Consider the following 18,251-nt stretch of genomic DNA (forward strand, 5'->3'; position numbering starts at 1 on the left):
CGTGACGACGATGACGGACGCGTCCGTACGCGAGTTCAAGATGCCCGACGTGGGCGAGGGCCTGACCGAGGCGGAGATCCTCAAGTGGTACGTCCAGGTGGGCGACACGGTCACCGACGGACAGGTGGTGTGCGAGGTGGAGACGGCCAAGGCGGCCGTCGAACTGCCCATCCCGTACGACGGCGTGGTGCGCGACCTGCGCTTTCCCGAGGGCACCACGGTGGACGTGGGCACGGCGATCATCGCGATCGACGTGAGCGGCGGCAGCGCCCCCGCGGCCGAACAGAGCCCCGCCGCGACTCCTGAGGCCGCGGTGGCTCCGGAAGCTCCCGCCGATCCCGAGCCCAAGCCGGAGGGCACCGGCCGGCAGCCGGTCCTGGTCGGCTACGGCGTGGCCGCCTCCTCCACCAAGCGGCGCCCCCGCAAGGGCCCCGAACTGCCGCTCCAGCAGGCCTCGGTGGCCATCCAGACGGAGCTGAACGGCCACGGCCCGGCCCCCGCGGCCCCGGCCCCGCAGGCGTCCGCGCCGGCCGTCACCGGGCAGTCCCGCCCGCTGGCCAAGCCCCCGGTGCGCAAGCTGGCCAAGGACCTGGGCGTCGACCTCACCACGGTGGTCCCCTCCGGCCCGGACGGCATCATCACCCGCGAGGACGTCCACGCGGCGGCCACCCCGGCCGAGGCCCCGGCAGCCCTGGAGCAGGCCCCGGCCGCGCAGGCCACGGCGCCGGTCCAGGTCCCGGCGGCCCCCGCCGCCTCCTACGACGCGGCCCGCGAGACCCGTGTCCCGGTCAAGGGCGTGCGCAAGGCCACCGCCCAGGCGATGGTCGGTTCCGCGTTCACCGCCCCGCACGTCACCGAGTTCGTGACGGTGGACGTCACCCGCACCCTCAAGCTGGTCGAGGAGCTCAAGCAGGACAAGGAGTTCGCGGGGCTGCGGGTCAACCCGCTCCTGCTGATCGCCAAGGCCCTGCTGGTCGCGATCAAACGGAACCCCGACATCAACGCCTCCTGGGACGAGGCGAACCAGGAGATCGTGCTCAAGCACTACGTCAACCTGGGCATCGCGGCGGCCACCCCGCGCGGTCTGATCGTCCCGAACATCAAGGACGCCCACGCCAAGACCCTGCCCCAACTCGCCCAGGACCTGGGCGAACTGGTGTCCACCGCCAAGGAGGGCCGCACCAGCCCCACCGCCATGCAGGGCGGCACGGTGACCATCACCAACGTCGGAGTCTTCGGCGTCGACACCGGCACCCCGATCCTGCCCCCCGGCGAGTCCGCGATCCTCGCGGTCGGCGCGATCAAGCTCCAGCCCTGGGTCCACAAGGGCAAGGTCAAGCCCCGCCAGGTCACCACCCTGGCTCTCAGCTTCGACCACCGCCTGATCGACGGGGAGTTGGGCTCGAAGGTCCTCGCCGACGTGGCGGCGATCCTGGAACAGCCGAAGAAACTCATCACCTGGGCGTGACCTGTCCCCAGGGACGGGGTTGTCACAGGGTGGAGGGACGGCCGCAACTTCGGAATGCGGCCGCCCCTCTGTCATGCACGGGGGTTGGTCAGGCGCGGTTCAGCACATACACCGGAGCGCCGTCCTCCGTGGCGCCCTGCGATCGGATGCAGGCGTGCTTGCGCAGCAGGCGCAGGCATTCGTTGACCCGATGGACCGTCAGACCCGTGCGTGCCGCGATCGAGTCGAGCGGCCGCCGGAGCTCACCCTCCTCGACCAGAACCGGCGCGATGACCACGGCCACGGTCCAGACGTCCTCCGTCACGGACAACCGCCGCCGCCAGTCGGCCAGCACGGACTCCGTCGTCGGCGGAGTGGACAGGTCGGCGGTGGGCGCCGGGGGTTCGAGGGTCAGGGCATCGAGCCGGTCCGCGATGCGCTCCATGGCCAGGGCCATGGCTTGCTGGGCGGCGAGAGCGGCACGTTGCGTCGCCAGCATCTCGCGCTGTGACTCCAGCATCTCGCGGTGCGACTTCAGCATCTCGCGGTGCGACTCCACGATCGCCTCCTGAAGCGCGATCGACTTGTGCTGGGCGGCGGCGAACTGCTCGTCGGCCTGGAGATTGCGCTCCTCGAGCCGGACGATGGCCTCGGCGACCTGCTCCGGCATGGCGTAGGCGATGGGCGCGCCGGGCTCGGAGGGCTGCACCTCGGCCTCTTCGAGGGTGTAGGAGCCCTCTCGCTGAACGGTCTCGATCACTTCGGCGGCCCACTGCTTGAAGGGTGCGCAGGCGGGCTTGGTGCAGGCGTTGACGAGAAGGATCAGACCCTGGAGAGAGATGACGTTCAGGTCTCGACGCCACTCTCTACCTGCGGGAACGCTGAGACCGTAACCTCCAGTTAGGGTCTCGAGAATGTCTCGGTGTTCTTCTGGGACATGGTCGGAGAGTGCCTTCTGGGTGTTGGTGTGTCCCAACTGCTTGCAGACATCCACCGCCGGAAACCAGTGACTCCCGCCCGGCATGGTCAACCGCCGAATCCGGTGTCCGGTCGCCGCGTACACGAAGTCGCCGACGTCGATCGCCTCATGCCTCTTGCCCGCCTCGGGCCGCTTGCTGGGTTCGTTCATGTGAACCACCTCCGCAGCGGAACCTAGGGCCGGGAAGATCGCATATGCCAACTGACGTAACGATATTCACCCTTGCGAGGGAAAATCCCCGGTTCGTGAGGTGTCAGGATGACGAAGGGGCCCGCCGCTGCATCAGCGGCAGGCCCCTCTTCGGATGTCCTGGGACGTCAACTGATCTTGGCGTACCCGTAGTTGATGAGCTTCTTCACGTCGGTCGTGCGGTTGGCCGCCGACGAGGAGGTCAGGACGGCGCCGATGACGGACTCGCCGTTCTTCGTGGCGGCGAAGACGAGGCAGTACTTGGAGTCGGTGCCCGAGCCGGTCTTGATGCCGAGCGTGCCGTTCCAGCCGAGCAGGGTGTTGGTGTTCGTCCAGGCACCCATGGTCCGGGTGCTGCCGGTCTTCGTGATCGTCTTTGCCGTGTACGACTTGGTCTTCACGACGGACTTGAAGGTCGAGCTCTTCATCACGTTGCGGGCGAGCAGCGTGAGGTCCTTCGGCGTCGAGGCGTTCGCACCATTGCTTATTCCGTCGAACGAGTCGAACTTCGTGTTCGTCATGCCGAGGCTGCGGGCCGTCGTGTTCATCTTCGCGATGAACGACTTGGTGCGCGCGGAGACCGTCGAGCCCGTGCCGAACTTGTCGGCGAGGGCCATCGCTGCGTCACAGCCGGACGGCAGCATCATCCCGTAGAGGAGCTGACGGACGGTCACCTTGTCGCCCACGATCAGGTGGGCGGAGGAAGCGCCCCGGGAGACGATGTAGTCGCTGTACGCCTTCTTGATGGTGACCTTGGCGTCCAGGTTCAGGTTCGACTGCGAGAGCACGACCTTGGCGGTCATGATCTTCGTGGTGGAAGCGGTCAGCCGCTTCGTGTTCGGCGCCTTGCTGTAGAGGGTCGTGCCGGTCGCGCTGTTCATCAGGAATCCGCCCTTGGCGGTGATGGTCGGCGTGGTGAGCGCCTGCGCGGGTGCCGCGGTGAGAGCTCCGGTGGCGAGCACTGCGCCGGTCGTGATCGCGACGGCTGCGGCTCTGCGGACGCGGAGGCCCTTGGTGGCGGTAATCAACTGAAATACCCCGAATACGTCGAATGCCCCTGGGTGCGGCCGAGTTGGAAGGGGAAGAAAGTGGGGCCGCACGTGTGTGACACGTAAGTAGCACACAAGGTTGTGCTCGCACTGGGTCGGGTGCCGAATTCCTCGGCGGGAGTGCCGCGAGGTCCGCATGCTGGACGGGGCACCTTATGCGTACGTGTTGTATCTATGCTGTGGGCATGAGTCTGGCCGTGAAACAGCCGCCCGCCGCCGATCGCGTCTACGCCCACGTCAAGCAGGCCGTCCTGGACCGCCGTTACGAGGGCGGGACCCTGCTCACCGAGGGCGAACTCGCCGAGGCCGTAGGGGTCTCCCGGACGCCCGTGCGGGAGGCGCTGCTGCGTCTCCAGGTCGAGGGGCTGATCAGGCTCTACCCGAAAAAGGGGGCACTGGTCCTGCCCGTCTCCGCGCAGGAGATCGCCGATGTCGTCGAGACCCGCCAGCTCGTCGAGGAGCACGCCGCCCGCAAGGCCGTGCCCGCCTCCCCCCAGCTCATCGCGCGCCTGGAGGAACTCCTCGCCCGGCAGCAGGAGCAGGCCGCCGCCGGGGACCTGGCCGGCGCCGCCGTCACCGACCGCTGCTTCCACGCCGAGATCGTCCGCAGCGGCGGCAACGAGATCCTCAGCCGGCTCTACGACCAGCTCCGCGACCGCCAGCTCAGGATGGGCGTCGCCGTCATGCACGCCCACCCGGACCGCATCACCAAGACGCTCACCGAGCACGAGCAGATCCTGGAGGCACTGCGCGCCGGCGACACGGAGGCGGTCGTGGGCCTGATCCACGGACACGTCGAGTGGTTCTCCCACCTCGCCCGGGGTGAGGTCCGATGAGCAGGTCCACTCTTCCGGGTGACTCCCGACCGGCGGGGGCACCCCCGGGCGGGCGGCGCGCGATGGCCGTGTGGGGCATCGGCGTCTCCGTCTACTTCGTCGCGGTCATCTTCCGTACGTCCCTCGGGGTCGCAGGACTCGACGCGGCCGACCGCTTCCATGTGAACGCCTCGGCCCTGTCGACCTTCTCGATCCTCCAGCTCCTCGTCTACGCCGGCATGCAGATACCCGTGGGCCTGCTCGTCGACCGGCTCGGCACCAAGAAGGTGCTGACGCTCGGGGTGGTGCTCTTCACCGCCGGACAGCTCGGCTTCGCGTTCTCCCCGTCGTACGGCACCGCCCTCGCCTCCCGCGCCCTGCTCGGCTGCGGCGACGCCATGACCTTCATCAGCGTGCTGCGCCTCGGTTCCCGCTGGTTCCCGGCCCGGCGCGGCCCGCTGGTCGCCCAGCTCGCCGGGCTCGCCGGCATGGCGGGCAACCTGGTCTCCACCCTGGTCCTGGCCCGGCTGCTGCACGGCGTCGGCTGGACCCCCGCGTTCGCGGGCAGCTCGCTCGCGGGCGTCGTCGTACTCGTCCTGCTGCTGCTCTTCCTGAAAGACCACCCCGAAGGACACGAACCGGAGCCCTTCCCGCACCGCGGAGCGGCCTACGTACGGCAGCAGATCGCCGCGTCCTGGCGGGAGCCCGGCACCCGCCTCGGGCTGTGGGTGCACTTCACGACCCAGTTCCCGGCGATGGTGTTCCTGCTGCTGTGGGGCCTGCCGTTCCTCGTCGAGGCGCAGGGACTGTCCCGGGCGGCGGCGGGCGAACTCCTCACCCTCGTCGTGCTGTCCAACATGGCCGTCGGTCTGGTCTACGGCCAGGTCGTCGCCCGGCACCACGGGGCGCGGCTGCCGCTGGCCCTCGGGACCGTGGGCGCGACCGCGCTGCTGTGGGCGGCCACGCTGGCCTGGCCCGGCGAGCGGACGCCGATGTGGCTGCTGGTCGTGCTGTGCGTGGTGCTCGGCTCGTGCGGGCCGGCGTCGATGCTCGGCTTCGACTTCGCGCGGCCCGCGAACCCGCCGGAGCGGCAGGGCACCGCGTCCGGCATCACCAACATGGGCGGCTTCGTCGCCTCGATGACCACGCTGTTCGCCGTCGGTGTCCTCCTGGACGCGACCGACGACAACTACACCGTCGCCTTCTCCTCCGTCTTCGTGCTCCAGGCGCTCGGCATCAGCCAGATCCTGCGGCTGCGCGGACGGGCGGCCCGCCGCGAGCGGGAGCGTCTGGTGGCGAGCCGGGTGGAGACGGTGCACGTCCCCGCGTAGCTCCGGGAGCCACGCGGGTCTCCCACCCGGTCGCCGTTCCTACGGCGTCACCGTGAAGTTCCGCAGGATCGCCGCCGTCAGTTCCGGGTCGCCCTCCGCCTTCACCCGGTCCGCCACCGACTCCAGGCTCACCCGGCCGCAGGCCAGACGGACGTAGGTCTCCCAGTCGAGGCTGAGGCTGGCCGCCGGGCCGAGGGCGGGGGCGGTCTCCAGGGTGCCGCGGCCCTGGATGTCGACACGGATGGTGCGCAGGAACTCGATCGGCCCGTGCACGTCGAACACGATCGCCGAACTGCGGGGCGCGTCGGCCTTGACGGCCACTATGTCGGGGAGCGCCGCGAGCAGGACGTCACGGGCGACGTGCGCGCCGGGGGAGTCGAGGCCGCCGGGCCGGCCGAGGGCCGTCCGCAGATCCTGCTCGTGCACCCAGACGTCGAAGGCGTGCTGCCGCATGGCCTCCCCGAGAGTCAGTTCGGTGCCGAGCGGGCCGCGCACCTTGGTGCCCGGGTCACGCGACTCGTTCCGGAGCTGACGGTTGCGGCGGATGACGACGTACTCCAGCTCGGAGGTCATCTCCGGTGCCGTGTGGTGGCGGCGGACGTCGACCTGCATCTCCATGTACCGCTGGTGGTCGTTGGTGACGTGGAAGAGGTCGCGGGGCAGGGTGTGGATGGGGCGCGGATCGCCCAGCATCTCGCAGTCCAGGCCGATGACATGGGAGACCACATCCCGCACCGACCAGCCGGGGCAGGGGGTGCGACGGTTCCACTCCCCCTCCACGAGAGGGTTCACCAGCTCGGATATCGCTTCGATGGAGTGGGTCCAGGCGTCGGCGTAGGGCTGGAGGGTGGGATGCAGACTCACGGAACGGGACCCCTCGGCGGTCGGAGCACGGGCTGGTGATGGCGGCGTTGCCAGTGGAGGTGGTGGCTGTCGGCGGGTGTCTTGAAACGCTAAGTTACGCTGCTGTGAGGCACCCCGGCAGTGCTTTCGTGTGACGATCGTAGGCCCGTAAGGGACGGCTCGAATGCCAGGACGGTGGTAGTGTGCGCGCCTCTGTGATCCAGATCGCCGTGGATGAGGGCGAATCGGTCGAAACGCGCAGGCGTCGCGTGGCCTCACTGGTACGGGAGCAGACCGGTTCCGACCTGGTCGTCCTGCCGGAGCTGTGGACCACCGGGGCGTTCGCCTTCGAGGAGTTCGCCGGCGCGGCAGAGCCGCTGGAAGGGCCGACCCACGAGGCCATGGCGAAGGCCGCGAGCGACGCGGGCGTGTGGCTGCACGCCGGCTCGATCCCCGAGCGGGCCCCCGACGGCACCCTCTACAACACCTCCCTCGTCTTCTCCCCCTCCGGCGACCGCGCCGCCTCCTACCGCAAGATCCACCGCTTCGGCTTCGACAAGGGCGAAGCCGTGCTGATGGGCCGCGGCGAGGACCTGGTGACGGTCCGTCTGCCGGAGACCACCCTCGGCGTCGCCACCTGTTACGACCTCCGCTTCCCCGAACTCTTCCGCGGCCTCGTCGACGCCGGCGCCGAGACCCTGGTGATCCCGGCGGGCTGGCCGGAGCGCCGCCGCGACCACTGGACGCTGCTGGCCCGCGCACGGGCGGTCGAGAACCAGGCGTTCGTGCTCGCTTGTGGAACGGCCGGGACACACGCCCGGGTTCCGCAGGCGGGTCACTCGATCGTGGTGGATCCCTGGGGCCAGGTCCTCGCCGAGGCGGGCGCCGGCGAGGAGGTCCTCACGGTGGAGTTCGACCCCGGCAAGGTGGCCCTGACGAGGGAGCAGTTCCCGGCGCTCAAGGACCGCGTGCTCTGAGCCGCCGGACGCCCCGTCAGTCGTCCTCGCGGTCCTTCTCGGCGAGATGGATCACGCACACCGCCACCGCGATGAGCAGCGCCGGATCCGCGTCCTCCCGGACGATGTCGACGCCGTAGGTCTCCCGGACGTGCAGCCAACGCCGTGAGACCACCGCGAGCAGCTCACCGTCGTACTCGACGGCGAACTCCCGGTCGAGGATCTTGCCGCTGACGTCGAGTTCGGTGCTGCGGTCGGCGAGGGACACCCGGTAGTGGTTGCGCAGCAGCGACAGGCGTTTCCGCCTGATCGTCGCCAGCGGTTCGCCGTCCCGCTCGATCACCATCGTGTCGCGCAGGGCGAACATCTTCTGGTGGATGTCGATCAGGACGCGTCCGTGGGTGTCCTTCAGCTCGAAGGTGTCCCGGACCCGCATGGCCTTGCCGTCGACGAGGAAGACCTTGTTGCCCTGGTCGTCCTCGATCCAGTAGTCGTCACCGAAGCCGAGCAGCCGGTCGCGTACGAGGAATCTCATGCCGTTACCGCTTCCCCGGCGCCCGCTCCGAAACGCCGCCGGTAGGCCGACGGGCTGAGTCCCGTCTCGCGCCGCACCCGCGCGCGGAGGTTCGCGGCCGACCCCAGCCCGCTCCGCGCGGCCACCACGTCCAGCCGCTCCTCACCGCGCTCGATGAGCCGGCACGCCAGGGCCACCCGCTCGCCCGTCAACCAGGCCAGCGGGGTCGTGCCGAGCTGCGCCTGGAAACGGCGGTGCAGGGTCGCGGGGGAGACCGCCGCGCGGGCCGCCAGGTCGGCGACGGTCAGCGGCTCCCCCAGCCGTTCCTGCGCCCACGCGAGCAGCGGGCCCAGCGACTCGTCCCGTACGTCGGGCACGGGCCGCTCCACGAACTGCCGCTGCCCGCCGTCGCGATGGGCGGCGAAGACGAGCCTGCGGGACACCGCGTTGGCCACCTCGGCGCCGTGGTCGCGCCGGACCAGGTACAGCCCGAGATCCAGCGCGGCCGCACTGCCCGCCGCCGTCAGGACGTCACCCTCGTCGACGAACAGCACGTCCGGCTCCAGCCGCACCCGCGGGTGCAGCGCGCGGAAGGCGTCGGCCCACATCCAGTGCGTGGTGGCCCGCCGCCCGTCCAGCAGCCCGGCCTCGGCGAGCGCGAAGCTGCCGGTGCACAGGCTGACCACCCGGGCGCCACGCGCGTGCGTGCGGCGGATCGCCTCGCGTACGGCCGCCCCGCGCGGGACGACGTTGTCCGGCCGTCCGGGCACGACGAGGGTGTCGGCGTCGTCCACGGCGTCCAGCCCGGGCACCCCGGTCAGCGTGAAGAAGCCGTGGTTCATCCGGATCTCGGGAGCGGGCGCGCACAGCGTCACCTCGTACAGCGGCCCCGGCCGCCCCAGCTCGGGCCGCGGCAGCCCGAACAGCTCGGTGGCGACGCCCACCTCGAAGGGGTTGGTGCCCTCGTCGACGATCACCGCGACCTGGTGCGGACGGGGACGCGGCTGAGAGGATTCTTGCGGCATACGCGATTCCTAGCACTCGCGGGCCGTCCCGGCCACCCCGCACGATGACGCCATGGCAACCGAACCCGTCTCCCTGCCCAGCGCCCTGGCCTCCTTCACCGACCGCTGGAGCCCCCGCATCGTCACCGCCGTCAACGACTACGACGTCCGCGTCACGCACGTCGAGGGCGAGCACCTGTGGCACGTGCACGACGACACCGACGAGTTCTTCCTGGTCCTCGACGGCGAACTGCACATCTCCCTGCGCGAGCCGGCCGGCGAACGCACGGTCGTCCTGCCCCGGCTGTCCGTCTTCACCGTCCCGCGAGGCGTCGAGCACAAGCCGTACGCCCCCGTCCCCACCGACATCCTGCTCCTCGAACCCACCGGCACCTCCACGGTCGGCGACCGGCACGAGGAGATCCCGGCCCATGTGGACGTGACGACGGGACGGGCGCTGGGGTGACTGTCGGTGCCGGGTGGCACCCTTGATCCATGACCGATTCCGCACCCCGTCGCGTCCGGGTCCGCGCCCCCGAGCTGATCGGCAAGGGCGGCTGGCTGAACACGGGCGAGAAGCAGTACACCCTCGCCGACCTGCGGGGTCGCATCGTCATCCTCGACTTCTGGACCTTCTGCTGTGTGAACTGCCTGCACGTCATCGACGAGCTCAGGGAGTTGGAGGAGAAGCACTCCGACACCGTCGTGGTGGTCGGGGTGCATTCGCCGAAGTTCGTGCACGAGGCCGAGCACGGAGCGGTCGCCGACGCGGTCGAGCGGTACGGGGTCGCGCATCCCGTCCTCGACGACCCGGAGCTCGCGACCTGGAAGCAGTACGCGGTGCGTGCCTGGCCGACGCTCGTCGTCATCGACCCGGAGGGCTACGTGGTCGCGCAGCACGCCGGTGAGGGGCACGTGCACGCGATCGAGCGGCTGGTGACGGAGCTGGAGGCCGAGCACGGGGCCAAGGGCACCCTGCGGCGCGGCGACGGGCCGTACGTGGCGCCCGAGCCCGAGCCGACCACCCTGCGCTTCCCGGGCAAGGCGCTCCTGCTGCCGTCCGGGAACCTCCTGGTCAGCGACACCACCCGGCACCGGCTCGTGGAGTTCACCGCGGACGGGGAGAGCGTCGTACGGCGGATCGGCTCCGGTGTGCGGGGCTTCGCCGACGGTCCGGCGGAGTCGGCCGCGTTCAACGAGCCGCAGGGGCTGGCCCTGCTCGACGAGGGCGCCGTGATCGTCGCCGACACCGTCAACCACGCCCTGCGCCGCCTCGACCTGGCCACCGGCGAGGTCAGCACGCCGGCCGGCACCGGACGCCAGTGGTGGCGGGGCTCCCCCACCGCGGGCCCCGCGCGCGGGACCGACCTGTCCTCCCCGTGGGACGTCGCGGTGTGGCACGGCCTGGTGTGGATCGCGATGGCGGGCGTCCACCAACTGTGGGCGTACGACCCGGGCGACAGCACGGTCGCGGCCGTGGCCGGCACCGGCAACGAGGGACTGGTCGACGGGCCGGGCGCCGAGGCCTGGTTCGCCCAGCCCTCCGGCCTCGCCGTGTCGGCGGACGGCGAGCGCCTGTGGGTCGCCGACTCAGAGACCTCCGCCCTGCGCTGGGTGGATCTCGACGGAACCGTCCACACCGCGGTCGGCACCGGCCTCTTCGACTTCGGGCACCGCGACGGCACCGCCGACCAGGCCCTGCTCCAGCACCCCTTGGGGGTCACCGCGCTGCCCGACGGCTCGGTCGCGGTCAGCGACACCTACAACCACGCGCTGCGCCGCTACGACCCGGCGACCGGCGAGGTCACCACCCTCGCCACGGATCTGCGGGAGCCCAGCGACGCGGTCCTGGTCGGTGCGGAGATCGTGGTCGTCGAGTCGGCCCGGCACCGCCTGACCCGGCTCAAGCTGCCCGAGGAGGCCGTACGCGTCGAGTCGACGGCTCACCGCACGCGGCGCGAGGTCCTCGAAGTGGCGCCCGGCGGGCTCCGGTTGGAGGTGGTCTTCCAGGCCCCGGCGGGCCAGAAACCGGACACCAGGTACGGCCCGTCGACACGGCTGCTGGTCTCCGCCACCCCGCCCGAGCTGCTGACGGACGGCGAGGGTGCGGGAACAGATCTGTCCCGCACCCTCGAACTGAACCCCGCGATCGAGCAGGGCGTCCTGCATGTCTCGGCCATGGCCGCGTCCTGCGACGCACCGTCCGAGGACGGCTCCGCCGCGTTCCCGGCCTGTCACGTCCACCAGCAGGACTGGGGAGTTCCGGTCCGCCTGACCCGGACCGGAACGGACCGGCTGCCGCTGATCCTCGCCGGGACGGCCGAGGACGCGTAGGTCCTACCGCCGGCGCGGGACCAGCTTGAACACCGCGACCCCCGCGGCGACCAGCGTCGTCGCGGTCACCAGCATGGCCATGCTGTTCAGCCACAGCCCGGTCGCGGCCAGCGTGGCGCCTCCGGCCCCGGTCGTGCCGGCGCCGATCACTCTTCCGTACATGCGCTTTTCTCCTATGCGGGATGGAATCCGAGGGTTTCGAGGGTTACGTCGCCACCCACTTCTCCTCGCTGCGGCGCAACAGGCCCCACAGCGAGGTGAAGTAGACGGCGTGCTGGAAAAGGTCGTAGAGCATCTCCGGCACCATGAGCGCCGCCACCAGTACGGCGCGCGGTCCCGCCCGGCGCACGGAGACCGTCTTCTCGACCACGAAGAGGAGTCCGATCGCGGTCCAGAAGGGCGAGAAGCCGGGCCAGCCGTACAGCGTGGTGTAGGTGACCATGTAGGTCAGGTAGACCAGGAAGGACAGGGCGCCGAAGCCCATGAGGAACTGCTGCACGAAGTAACGGGCGGTGACACGTGTCCAGCCGTAGTCGCGCAGGTTCTCCAGGGCGCCGCGCTGCCAGCGCAGCCGCTGGTGCCACAGCTTGCCGAGGGTGGGCATGACCTCGGTGGTGACCTCGCAGCCGGCCGGGGACATGGCCCGGTAGCCGAGGGTCTTGACCGCCTTGGTCATCTCGTCGTCCTCGGTGAGGGAGGCGAGGCTGTAGTAGGCGTGGCCGCCGCCGATCAGTCCGTCGCGGCGGGCGGCGCGCACCTCGCGCAGGACGCGGGCGCGGAACATGGTGCCGGTGCCGGTGAGCACCTGGGCCTTGCCGCCGGTGCGTTCCAGTTCCCAGGCGTAGCGGTGGAACTCCATGCGCTGGAGGAGGCCGAGCAGGCCGCCGCCGGCCTCGCCGTAGAAGACGCCGCCGACGGCGCCGACCTTGCGGTTGAAGGTGCCGATCGCCGTCTCGCTGAACCAGGGGTTGAGCACGGTGTCGGCGTCCTGCACCAACAGCAGGTCGCGGTCCTCGAGATGGGGCAGGACCCAGGCGATGGCCTGGTTGAGGGCGCCGGCCTTCTTGTGCGTGTTGCCCTCGGTGGCGAAGACCTGGGCGCCGTGCGCGACGGCGATCTCGGCGGTGGCGTCGGTGCAGTTGTCGGCGACCACGACGATCAGGTCGGGGCGCCGGGTCTGCCGCCACAGCCCCTGGATCGCGTCGGCGATGCGGTCCTGTTCGTTGTGGGCCGGTATCAGCGCCACCAGGCGCGGCGGGCCGTCGAGTTCGTCGGGGGCGGCGTGGGCGCGCCGGGCGGCGTGCCGGTGCGGACGCGCCGGTTCCGGATCGGGCTGCGGGCGTGGCGGCGCGTCGAGGGTGGTGGTGGAGTGGAGCACGGGGAGCCCCCGGGTGTGCTGGTGGTTCACGCCCGGCACTGCTGACCCCCCGGGCTCTCAAGGAACCCGAGTTTTCACTATTTCCACACAAGCGGACAAGACAACCCTGATTACGGATTGCTCACGGTTGTCTGTGCTCGCCCTGAGCGTCCTTCGATCTGCTCGATGTCCCTTACACGCCGTATCCGTCGGAGTATCCGTCGTGGCGTCGCTCCTCGACGACCGTCGACGTGGTGGGCGGTACCACCACACGCCGGCGCCGGGCGATGCTGCTGAACGTCGTCACGCCGATCAGTCCCACGATCATCAGGATCACACCGACCAGGTCGAGGTTGACCCCCTGCATGTGCCAGTCGGTGGCGAACGTGAGGATTGCTCCCGCGGCGATGAGGATGATGCACCCGCCGAGGCCCATGAGTGTCGCCTCCCTGTCCGGTCCGGTCGTTCCGGTCCGGACTTCCGGGTACCCCCACTTCCCGCGAACTACCCCTCCAGGAACGCCACCAGAGCGTTCGCCAGCAGATGCGGGTCGTCCGTGCCGCACAACTCCCGGACGCTGTGCATCGAAAGGATCGCCACCCCGATGTCTACGGTCTTGATGCCGTGCCGGGCCGCGGTGATCGGTCCGATCGTCGTGCCGCAGGGCATGGAGTTGTTGGAGACGAACGACTGGAACGGCACGTCCGCCCGCTCGCAGGCGGCGGCCCACACCGCGCGGCCCGAACCGTCGGTGGCATAGCGGTTGTTGACGTTGACCTTGAGGATCGGGCCGCCGTTGACGCGCGGGTGGTGCGTCGGGTCGTGCCGCTCCGCGTAGTTGGGGTGCACCGCGTGCCCGGTGTCCGAGGACAGGCAGACCGTGCCCGCGAAGGCCCGCGCCCGGTCCTCGTACGACCCGCCGCGCGCGAACACCGAGCGCTCCAGCACCCCGCCGAGCAGCGGCCCGTCCGCGCCGGTGTCCGACTGCGAACCGTTCTCCTCGTGGTCGAACGCGGCGAGGACCGGGATGTACGACGGCCCGGAGCCGCCCGAGACCGCGGTCAGGGCGGCCACCCCGGCGTGCACGGACAGCAGGTTGTCCATCCGCGGTCCGGCCAGCAGCTCCTTGTCCCGGCCCAGGTAGGCGGGTGCCTCCACGGAGTGCGTCATCAGGTCCCAGCCGGTCACCTCGCCCGCGCCGAGCCCGAGTTCCTCCTCCAGGAAGGCGATCAGGTCGCCGTCGCGCACGTCGTTGCCCAGACCCCAGATGGGCTGGAGGTGCCGCTGCTTGTCGAGCTTGAGGCCGTCCGAGGAGACCGCGCGGTCCAGGTGGATGGCGAGCTGGGGCACCCTCAGCAGCGGCCGGTCCACGTTCACCAGGCGCGTCGAGCCGTCCCGCAGGGTCAGCCGGCCGGCCAGCCCCAGGTCGCGGTCCAGCCAGGAGTTCATCAGCGGACCGCCGTAGATCTCCACGGCGACCTGGCGCCAGCCGTGCGCCCCGGTGTCCGGCAGCGGCTTGACCCGCAGGTTGGGGGAGTCGGTGTGCGCGCCGACGATGCGGTACGGCGTGTGGGGCGCCGCGTCCTCGGGGACGTACCAGGCGATGATCGCGCCGCCGCGCAGCACGTACTTGCCGCCGCTCGTCCCGTCCCAGGCGTCCGTCTCCGAGACCTGGCGGAAGCCTGCCTTCTCCAGCCTCTCGGCGGCGTTCGCCACCGCGTGGTACGGCGTGGGGCTCGCCGCCAGGAAGGTCATGAGGTCGTCGGTGTGGCCGCGGTCGAAGCGGTGGGGTGCGCTCATGGGGTTCACCTTAACGACGTACGAGAGCCCGCTCCCGGGGATGGGGAGCGGGCTCTGGTGAGGAGGGTGTGTAGCTGTACAGGTGTGTCCTAGAACGCGGCTTCGCCGGGACCGGGACGCGACCCCGCCGGGACTAGAACGCGGCCTCGTCCAGCTCCATGAGGTCGAGCTCGACGCCCTCGGCGACCTTGCGGGCCAGGGTCACACCGGGCAGGACGTCGGCCGCGAAGAACTTCGCTGCGGCGATCTTGCCGGTGTAGAAGGCCTTGTCCTTGGCGGAGGCTGTCTCCAGCTTCTCGGCGGCGATCGCGGCGCCCTTGAGGAGCAGGTAGCCGACGACGACGTCACCGGAGGCCATCAGCAGGCGGGTGGTGTTCAGGCCCACCTTGTAGATGTTCTTGACGTCCTGCTCGGTGGCCGCGAGGTCGGTCAGCATCAGGCCGACGATCGCCTCCAGCTCGACGGCCGCCTTGGCCAGGTGCTCACGGGCGCCCGCGAGCTCCTCGCCGCCGGTGCCGAGCGCCAGGAACTTCTTGATGTCCTCGGCGAGGGAGTTGAGGGCGGCGCCCTGGTTGCGGACGATCTTCCGGAAGAAGAAGTCCTGGCCCTGGATCGCGGTGGTGCCCTCGTACAGGGTGTCGATCTTGGCGTCGCGGATGTACTGCTCGATCGGGTACTCCTGCAGGAAGCCGGAGCCGCCGAAGGTCTGCAGCGACTGGGCGAGCTGCTCGTAGCCCTTCTCGGAGCCGTAGCCCTTGACGATCGGCAGGAGCAGGTCGTTCAGCGCCTCCAGTGCCTTGACGTCCTCGCCCGCCGCCTCCTTGACCTGGATCTCGTCCTGGATGGAGGCCGTGTACAGCACCAGGGCGCGCATGCCCTCCGCGTACGCCTTCTGCGTGATCAGCGCGCGGCGCACGTCGGGGTGGTGGGTGATGGTGACCTTGGGGGCGGTCTTGTCCATGAAGTTCGCCAGGTCGGGGCCCTGGACGCGCTCCTTGGCGTACTCCAGCGCGTTCAGGTAACCCGTCGACAGCGTGGAGATCGCCTTCGTGCCGACCATCATCCGCGCGAACTCGATGATGCGGAACATCTGGCGGATGCCGTCGTGCTTGTCACCGATCAGCCAGCCCTTGGCGGGGTGGCGGTCGCCGAAGGTCATCTCGCAGGTGTTGGAGGCCTTCAGGCCCATCTTGTGCTCGACGTTGGTGGCGTAAACGCCGTTGCGCTCGCCCAGCTCGCCGGTCTCGAAGTCGAAGAGGTACTTCGGGACCAGGAAGAGGGACAGGCCCTTGGTGCCCGGACCGGCGCCCTCGGGGCGCGCGAGGACGTAGTGGAGGATGTTCTCCTCCATGTCGTGCTCACCCGAGGTGATGAAGCGCTTGACGCCCTCGATGTGCCAGGAGCCGTCCTCCTGCTGGACCGCCTTGGTGCGGCCGGCGCCGACGTCGGAGCCCGCGTCGGGCTCGGTGAGGACCATCGTGGAGCCCCACCGCTTCTCCACGGCGACCTTGGCGATGTGCTTCTGGACCTCGTTGCCCTCCTCGAAGAGGATGCCGGCGAACGCGGGGCCCGAGGAGTACATCCAGACGGCCGGGTTGGCGCCCAGGATCAGCTCGGCGAAGGCCCAGATCAGGGAGCGGGGAGAGGTGGTGCCGCCGATCTCCTCGGGCAGGCCCAGCCGCCAGTACTCGGAGTCCATGAAGGCCTTGTAGCTCTTCTTGAAGGACGCCGGGACCGGCGCGGTGTTCGTCTCGGGGTCGAAGACCGGCGGGTTGCGGTCGGCGTCCGCGAAGGACTCCGCCAGCTCGTTCTCCGAGAGGCGGGTCAGCTCCTCCAGGATGCTCTTCGCGGTCTCCACGTCCATCTCGGCGAAGGGCCCGGTGCCGTACAGCTTGTCGCGGCCGAGTACTTCGAAGAGGTTGAACTCGATGTCGCGCAGATTCGACTTGTAGTGCCCCATGGCGACGGCTCCGTTAAGAGTTCGGCGAGGCACTTGGTTCCTCGCGCTAGTTCACGTACCAACAAGTAGCTACGATGATGCTACCCGTCGGTAATAAGCCGCAACCCCGATCCGGCCATCTGTGACGGTTCACACCGCCACGGTCAGCGTGGCGGTGAACCCCGTCTCGGAGCTGCCCTCCACCGTGGCGAGCTGCTGGTCGTGGCCGTCCCGGAAGACGCTGTCCGACTCCAGGGAGAGCTCTCGGAGATTCGCCACGCTTTGCTCGTACCCCTCGGTGGCGTACACCGTGGCGCACACGTCCTCGGGGAACGCGAGCTGCGAGGTGCCGGTGATCGCGGTGGCGCCCGTCGCGTCCCGGAGGCTGCCGTAGACCTCGAAGTGGACGTGCGGCCAGCGGCCGGTGTAGCAGCCGGGGAAGACGCTGGTGAACGTCACCCGCCCCCGCGCGTCGGTCTCCTGGACGCCCCGCAGGTAGTTCTCGTCGGTGACGCCCTCGGTGTAGAGGGAGTAGCCGCCCTCGCGGTCGCAGTGCCAGACGTAGACGGCTGCGCCCTTGCGCGGGGTCCCGCAGCCGGAGTCGGCGTCCACGACCGTGAGTGTCAGGGTCAGGGGGACACCCTCGGCGGTCCCGCCCGCGGAATCGCCGAAACTGCGCGTGATGTCACTGCGGACGACCCCGCTCTCCTTCAGGACGTTCACCCCGTTCGAGCCGTCCCCGGGATAGGGGCCCGCCGTCTCCTCCGGAACGGCGGCACAGTCCGCCGCGGAAGAGGAGCCGTCCTCGGAGGTGCAGCCCGCCAGCGGCACGAGCGCCGCCCCCGCCAGCAGCCGGATCATCCGCCGGCGGGCGAGTACGGGCAGGTCGTGGGAGAGCCCCCGGTCGTGCTCGTGGACCTCGTCGTCACCGTGTCTGCGCATGCCCCCGACGCTACGAGCGCGGGCCGCCCGGAACACCGGGCAGGACGCTGTCGGGTCGCTGTCGGTTTCGCGGTTGCCGGTAGCCGTCCACCGCCCCCGCCCCCCTCGGTACGCTTACGCCCATGTACGGCTACGACCAGAACGCTGGTGCCCAGCAGCAGTACGGCGTCCCGCCGCAGCAGCCCATGGCCGGCGGTGTGGGCGGGTACGGCCAGCAGCCGCCGCTGTACCCCGAGCCGTCCCCGCCCTCGCTCGCGGACGCGGTGCGTGCCTTCACCACCGGGCAGATGGCGGCGGAGGACTTCCAGCAGGTCTTCGCCACGTCCAAGGTCTACTGCCCGCGCGGTGACAACCCCGGCTTCCTCGCCCTGCACAACACCCAGCAGCCGGTGATCCCCATGTTCACCACGCTCAAGGAGCTGCGGCGGTACGCGGGCAAGGAGTCCAAGTACTTCGTCATCACCGGCGCGGAGGTCCTCGACCTGCTGCCCACGGGCTACGGCTTCGTCCTCGACATGGAGGGCGAGCACCGCATCGTCTTCGACGCGAAGGCCGTGGAGCAGATGGTCGAGTTCGCGATGCGCAGGATGTACGGGTAGCCGTCGCCGGCGCCTGATTCCTGCTCGGTTGTCACAGCCATGCCATAGAGTTCCCCTGGCAGCCGCGCCCCGCACGTCACCGCCCTTCGGCGGTCCGCGTCCGGGTGCCGCGCGGCGCTCTCATCTCCCGGCAACTCCGGGATCTTCTGTGGG

General features: G+C 70.2%; 18 protein-coding genes. 7 read left to right on the forward strand and 11 right to left on the reverse strand.

Annotated features, from left to right (window positions below; genetic code table 11):
• The first annotated feature begins 1 nt into the window (after nucleotide 1).
• Entirely contained in the window at nucleotides 2-1,468 is a 1,467-nt protein-coding gene (locus ACZ66S_RS19035; protein WP_469902665.1) for a dihydrolipoamide acetyltransferase family protein, read from the forward strand.
• 88 nt (nucleotides 1,469-1,556) lie between these two features.
• Here the strand turns inward: ACZ66S_RS19035 and ACZ66S_RS19040 are convergent, their stop codons facing one another.
• Nucleotides 1,557-2,576, reverse strand: a complete 1,020-nt coding sequence (locus ACZ66S_RS19040; protein WP_469903019.1) for a BRO-N domain-containing protein — start codon at nucleotides 2,574-2,576, stop codon at nucleotides 1,557-1,559.
• A gap of 167 nt (nucleotides 2,577-2,743) precedes the next feature.
• Entirely contained in the window at nucleotides 2,744-3,643 is a 900-nt protein-coding gene (locus ACZ66S_RS19045) for a D-alanyl-D-alanine carboxypeptidase family protein (RefSeq protein ID WP_469902666.1), read from the reverse strand.
• A gap of 206 nt (nucleotides 3,644-3,849) precedes the next feature.
• Here ACZ66S_RS19045 and ACZ66S_RS19050 point away from each other — a divergent pair, with 206 nt between their 5' ends.
• Together ACZ66S_RS19050 and ACZ66S_RS19055 are read left to right on the forward strand one after the other, a co-directional pair.
• Nucleotides 3,850-4,500, forward strand: coding sequence for a GntR family transcriptional regulator (locus ACZ66S_RS19050; RefSeq protein ID WP_469902667.1), 651 nt, complete (start codon nucleotides 3,850-3,852; stop codon nucleotides 4,498-4,500).
• A complete protein-coding gene (locus tag ACZ66S_RS19055) occupies nucleotides 4,497-5,810 on the forward strand; it encodes an MFS transporter (protein ID WP_469902668.1) in 1,314 nt (437 codons plus the stop codon). Before ACZ66S_RS19050 ends, ACZ66S_RS19055 begins: the two co-directional genes overlap by 4 nt.
• 39 nt (nucleotides 5,811-5,849) lie before the next feature.
• Here the strand turns inward: ACZ66S_RS19055 and ACZ66S_RS19060 are convergent, their stop codons facing one another.
• The gene (locus ACZ66S_RS19060; RefSeq protein WP_469902669.1) at nucleotides 5,850-6,674 is read right to left on the reverse strand and encodes a maleylpyruvate isomerase family mycothiol-dependent enzyme; all 825 of its coding nucleotides are present in this window, start codon (nucleotides 6,672-6,674) and stop codon (nucleotides 5,850-5,852) included.
• A gap of 182 nt (nucleotides 6,675-6,856) precedes the next feature.
• Between ACZ66S_RS19060 and ACZ66S_RS19065 the strand changes: the two genes are divergently transcribed.
• Nucleotides 6,857-7,630, forward strand: a complete 774-nt coding sequence (locus ACZ66S_RS19065) for a carbon-nitrogen family hydrolase (protein WP_469902670.1) — start codon at nucleotides 6,857-6,859, stop codon at nucleotides 7,628-7,630.
• 16 nt (nucleotides 7,631-7,646) lie between these two features.
• Here the strand turns inward: ACZ66S_RS19065 and ACZ66S_RS19070 are convergent, their stop codons facing one another.
• On the reverse strand, nucleotides 7,647-8,144 hold the full coding sequence (locus ACZ66S_RS19070) for an LURP-one-related/scramblase family protein (RefSeq protein WP_469902671.1): 498 nt from the start codon (nucleotides 8,142-8,144) through the stop codon (nucleotides 7,647-7,649).
• Nucleotides 8,141-9,148: a GlxA family transcriptional regulator gene (locus ACZ66S_RS19075; RefSeq protein WP_469902672.1), complete on the reverse strand. Its 1,008-nt coding sequence runs from the start codon at nucleotides 9,146-9,148 to the stop codon at nucleotides 8,141-8,143. The genes ACZ66S_RS19070 and ACZ66S_RS19075 overlap by 4 nt, the downstream gene beginning before the upstream one ends.
• A gap of 52 nt (nucleotides 9,149-9,200) precedes the next feature.
• Here ACZ66S_RS19075 and ACZ66S_RS19080 point away from each other — a divergent pair, with 52 nt between their 5' ends.
• Both ACZ66S_RS19080 and ACZ66S_RS19085 read left to right on the forward strand, forming a co-directional pair.
• On the forward strand, nucleotides 9,201-9,593 hold the full coding sequence (locus ACZ66S_RS19080; RefSeq protein ID WP_469902673.1) for a cupin domain-containing protein: 393 nt from the start codon (nucleotides 9,201-9,203) through the stop codon (nucleotides 9,591-9,593).
• A gap of 29 nt (nucleotides 9,594-9,622) precedes the next feature.
• Nucleotides 9,623-11,461 (forward strand): NHL domain-containing thioredoxin family protein, encoded by a 1,839-nt coding sequence (locus ACZ66S_RS19085; protein ID WP_469902674.1) that lies wholly within the window; start codon nucleotides 9,623-9,625, stop codon nucleotides 11,459-11,461.
• Nucleotides 11,462-11,464: 3 nt separating this feature from the next.
• Here the strand turns inward: ACZ66S_RS19085 and ACZ66S_RS19090 are convergent, their stop codons facing one another.
• The 6 genes from ACZ66S_RS19090 to ACZ66S_RS19115 form a co-directional block, all read right to left on the reverse strand.
• Entirely contained in the window at nucleotides 11,465-11,623 is a 159-nt protein-coding gene (locus tag ACZ66S_RS19090; protein ID WP_469902675.1) for a hypothetical protein, read from the reverse strand.
• A 43-nt stretch (nucleotides 11,624-11,666) separates the two neighbouring features.
• Entirely contained in the window at nucleotides 11,667-12,707 is a 1,041-nt protein-coding gene (locus ACZ66S_RS19095; protein ID WP_469903020.1) for a glycosyltransferase family 2 protein, read from the reverse strand.
• Between the two features lie 304 nt (nucleotides 12,708-13,011).
• Nucleotides 13,012-13,254, reverse strand: a complete 243-nt coding sequence (locus ACZ66S_RS19100) for a DUF6458 family protein (RefSeq protein WP_469902676.1) — start codon at nucleotides 13,252-13,254, stop codon at nucleotides 13,012-13,014.
• Between the two features lie 68 nt (nucleotides 13,255-13,322).
• Nucleotides 13,323-14,618, reverse strand: coding sequence for a M18 family aminopeptidase (locus ACZ66S_RS19105; protein ID WP_469902677.1), 1,296 nt, complete (start codon nucleotides 14,616-14,618; stop codon nucleotides 13,323-13,325).
• 133 nt (nucleotides 14,619-14,751) lie between these two features.
• Nucleotides 14,752-16,578 carry an acyl-CoA dehydrogenase gene (locus ACZ66S_RS19110; protein WP_469902678.1) on the reverse strand — a complete coding sequence of 609 codons (1,827 nt, stop codon included), beginning with the start codon at nucleotides 16,576-16,578 and terminating at the stop codon, nucleotides 14,752-14,754.
• Between the two features lie 129 nt (nucleotides 16,579-16,707).
• Entirely contained in the window at nucleotides 16,708-17,499 is a 792-nt protein-coding gene (locus ACZ66S_RS19115) for an intradiol ring-cleavage dioxygenase (RefSeq protein WP_469902679.1), read from the reverse strand.
• Between the two features lie 122 nt (nucleotides 17,500-17,621).
• On the opposite strand from ACZ66S_RS19115, the gene ACZ66S_RS19120 reads away from it, so the two are divergent.
• Complete coding sequence (locus ACZ66S_RS19120) at nucleotides 17,622-18,098, forward strand: SseB family protein (protein ID WP_330265677.1); 477 nt, start codon at nucleotides 17,622-17,624, stop codon at nucleotides 18,096-18,098.
• The last annotated feature ends 153 nt before the right edge of the window (nucleotides 18,099-18,251 follow it).

The organism is Streptomyces sp. NPDC107471 (genome assembly GCF_055582845.1).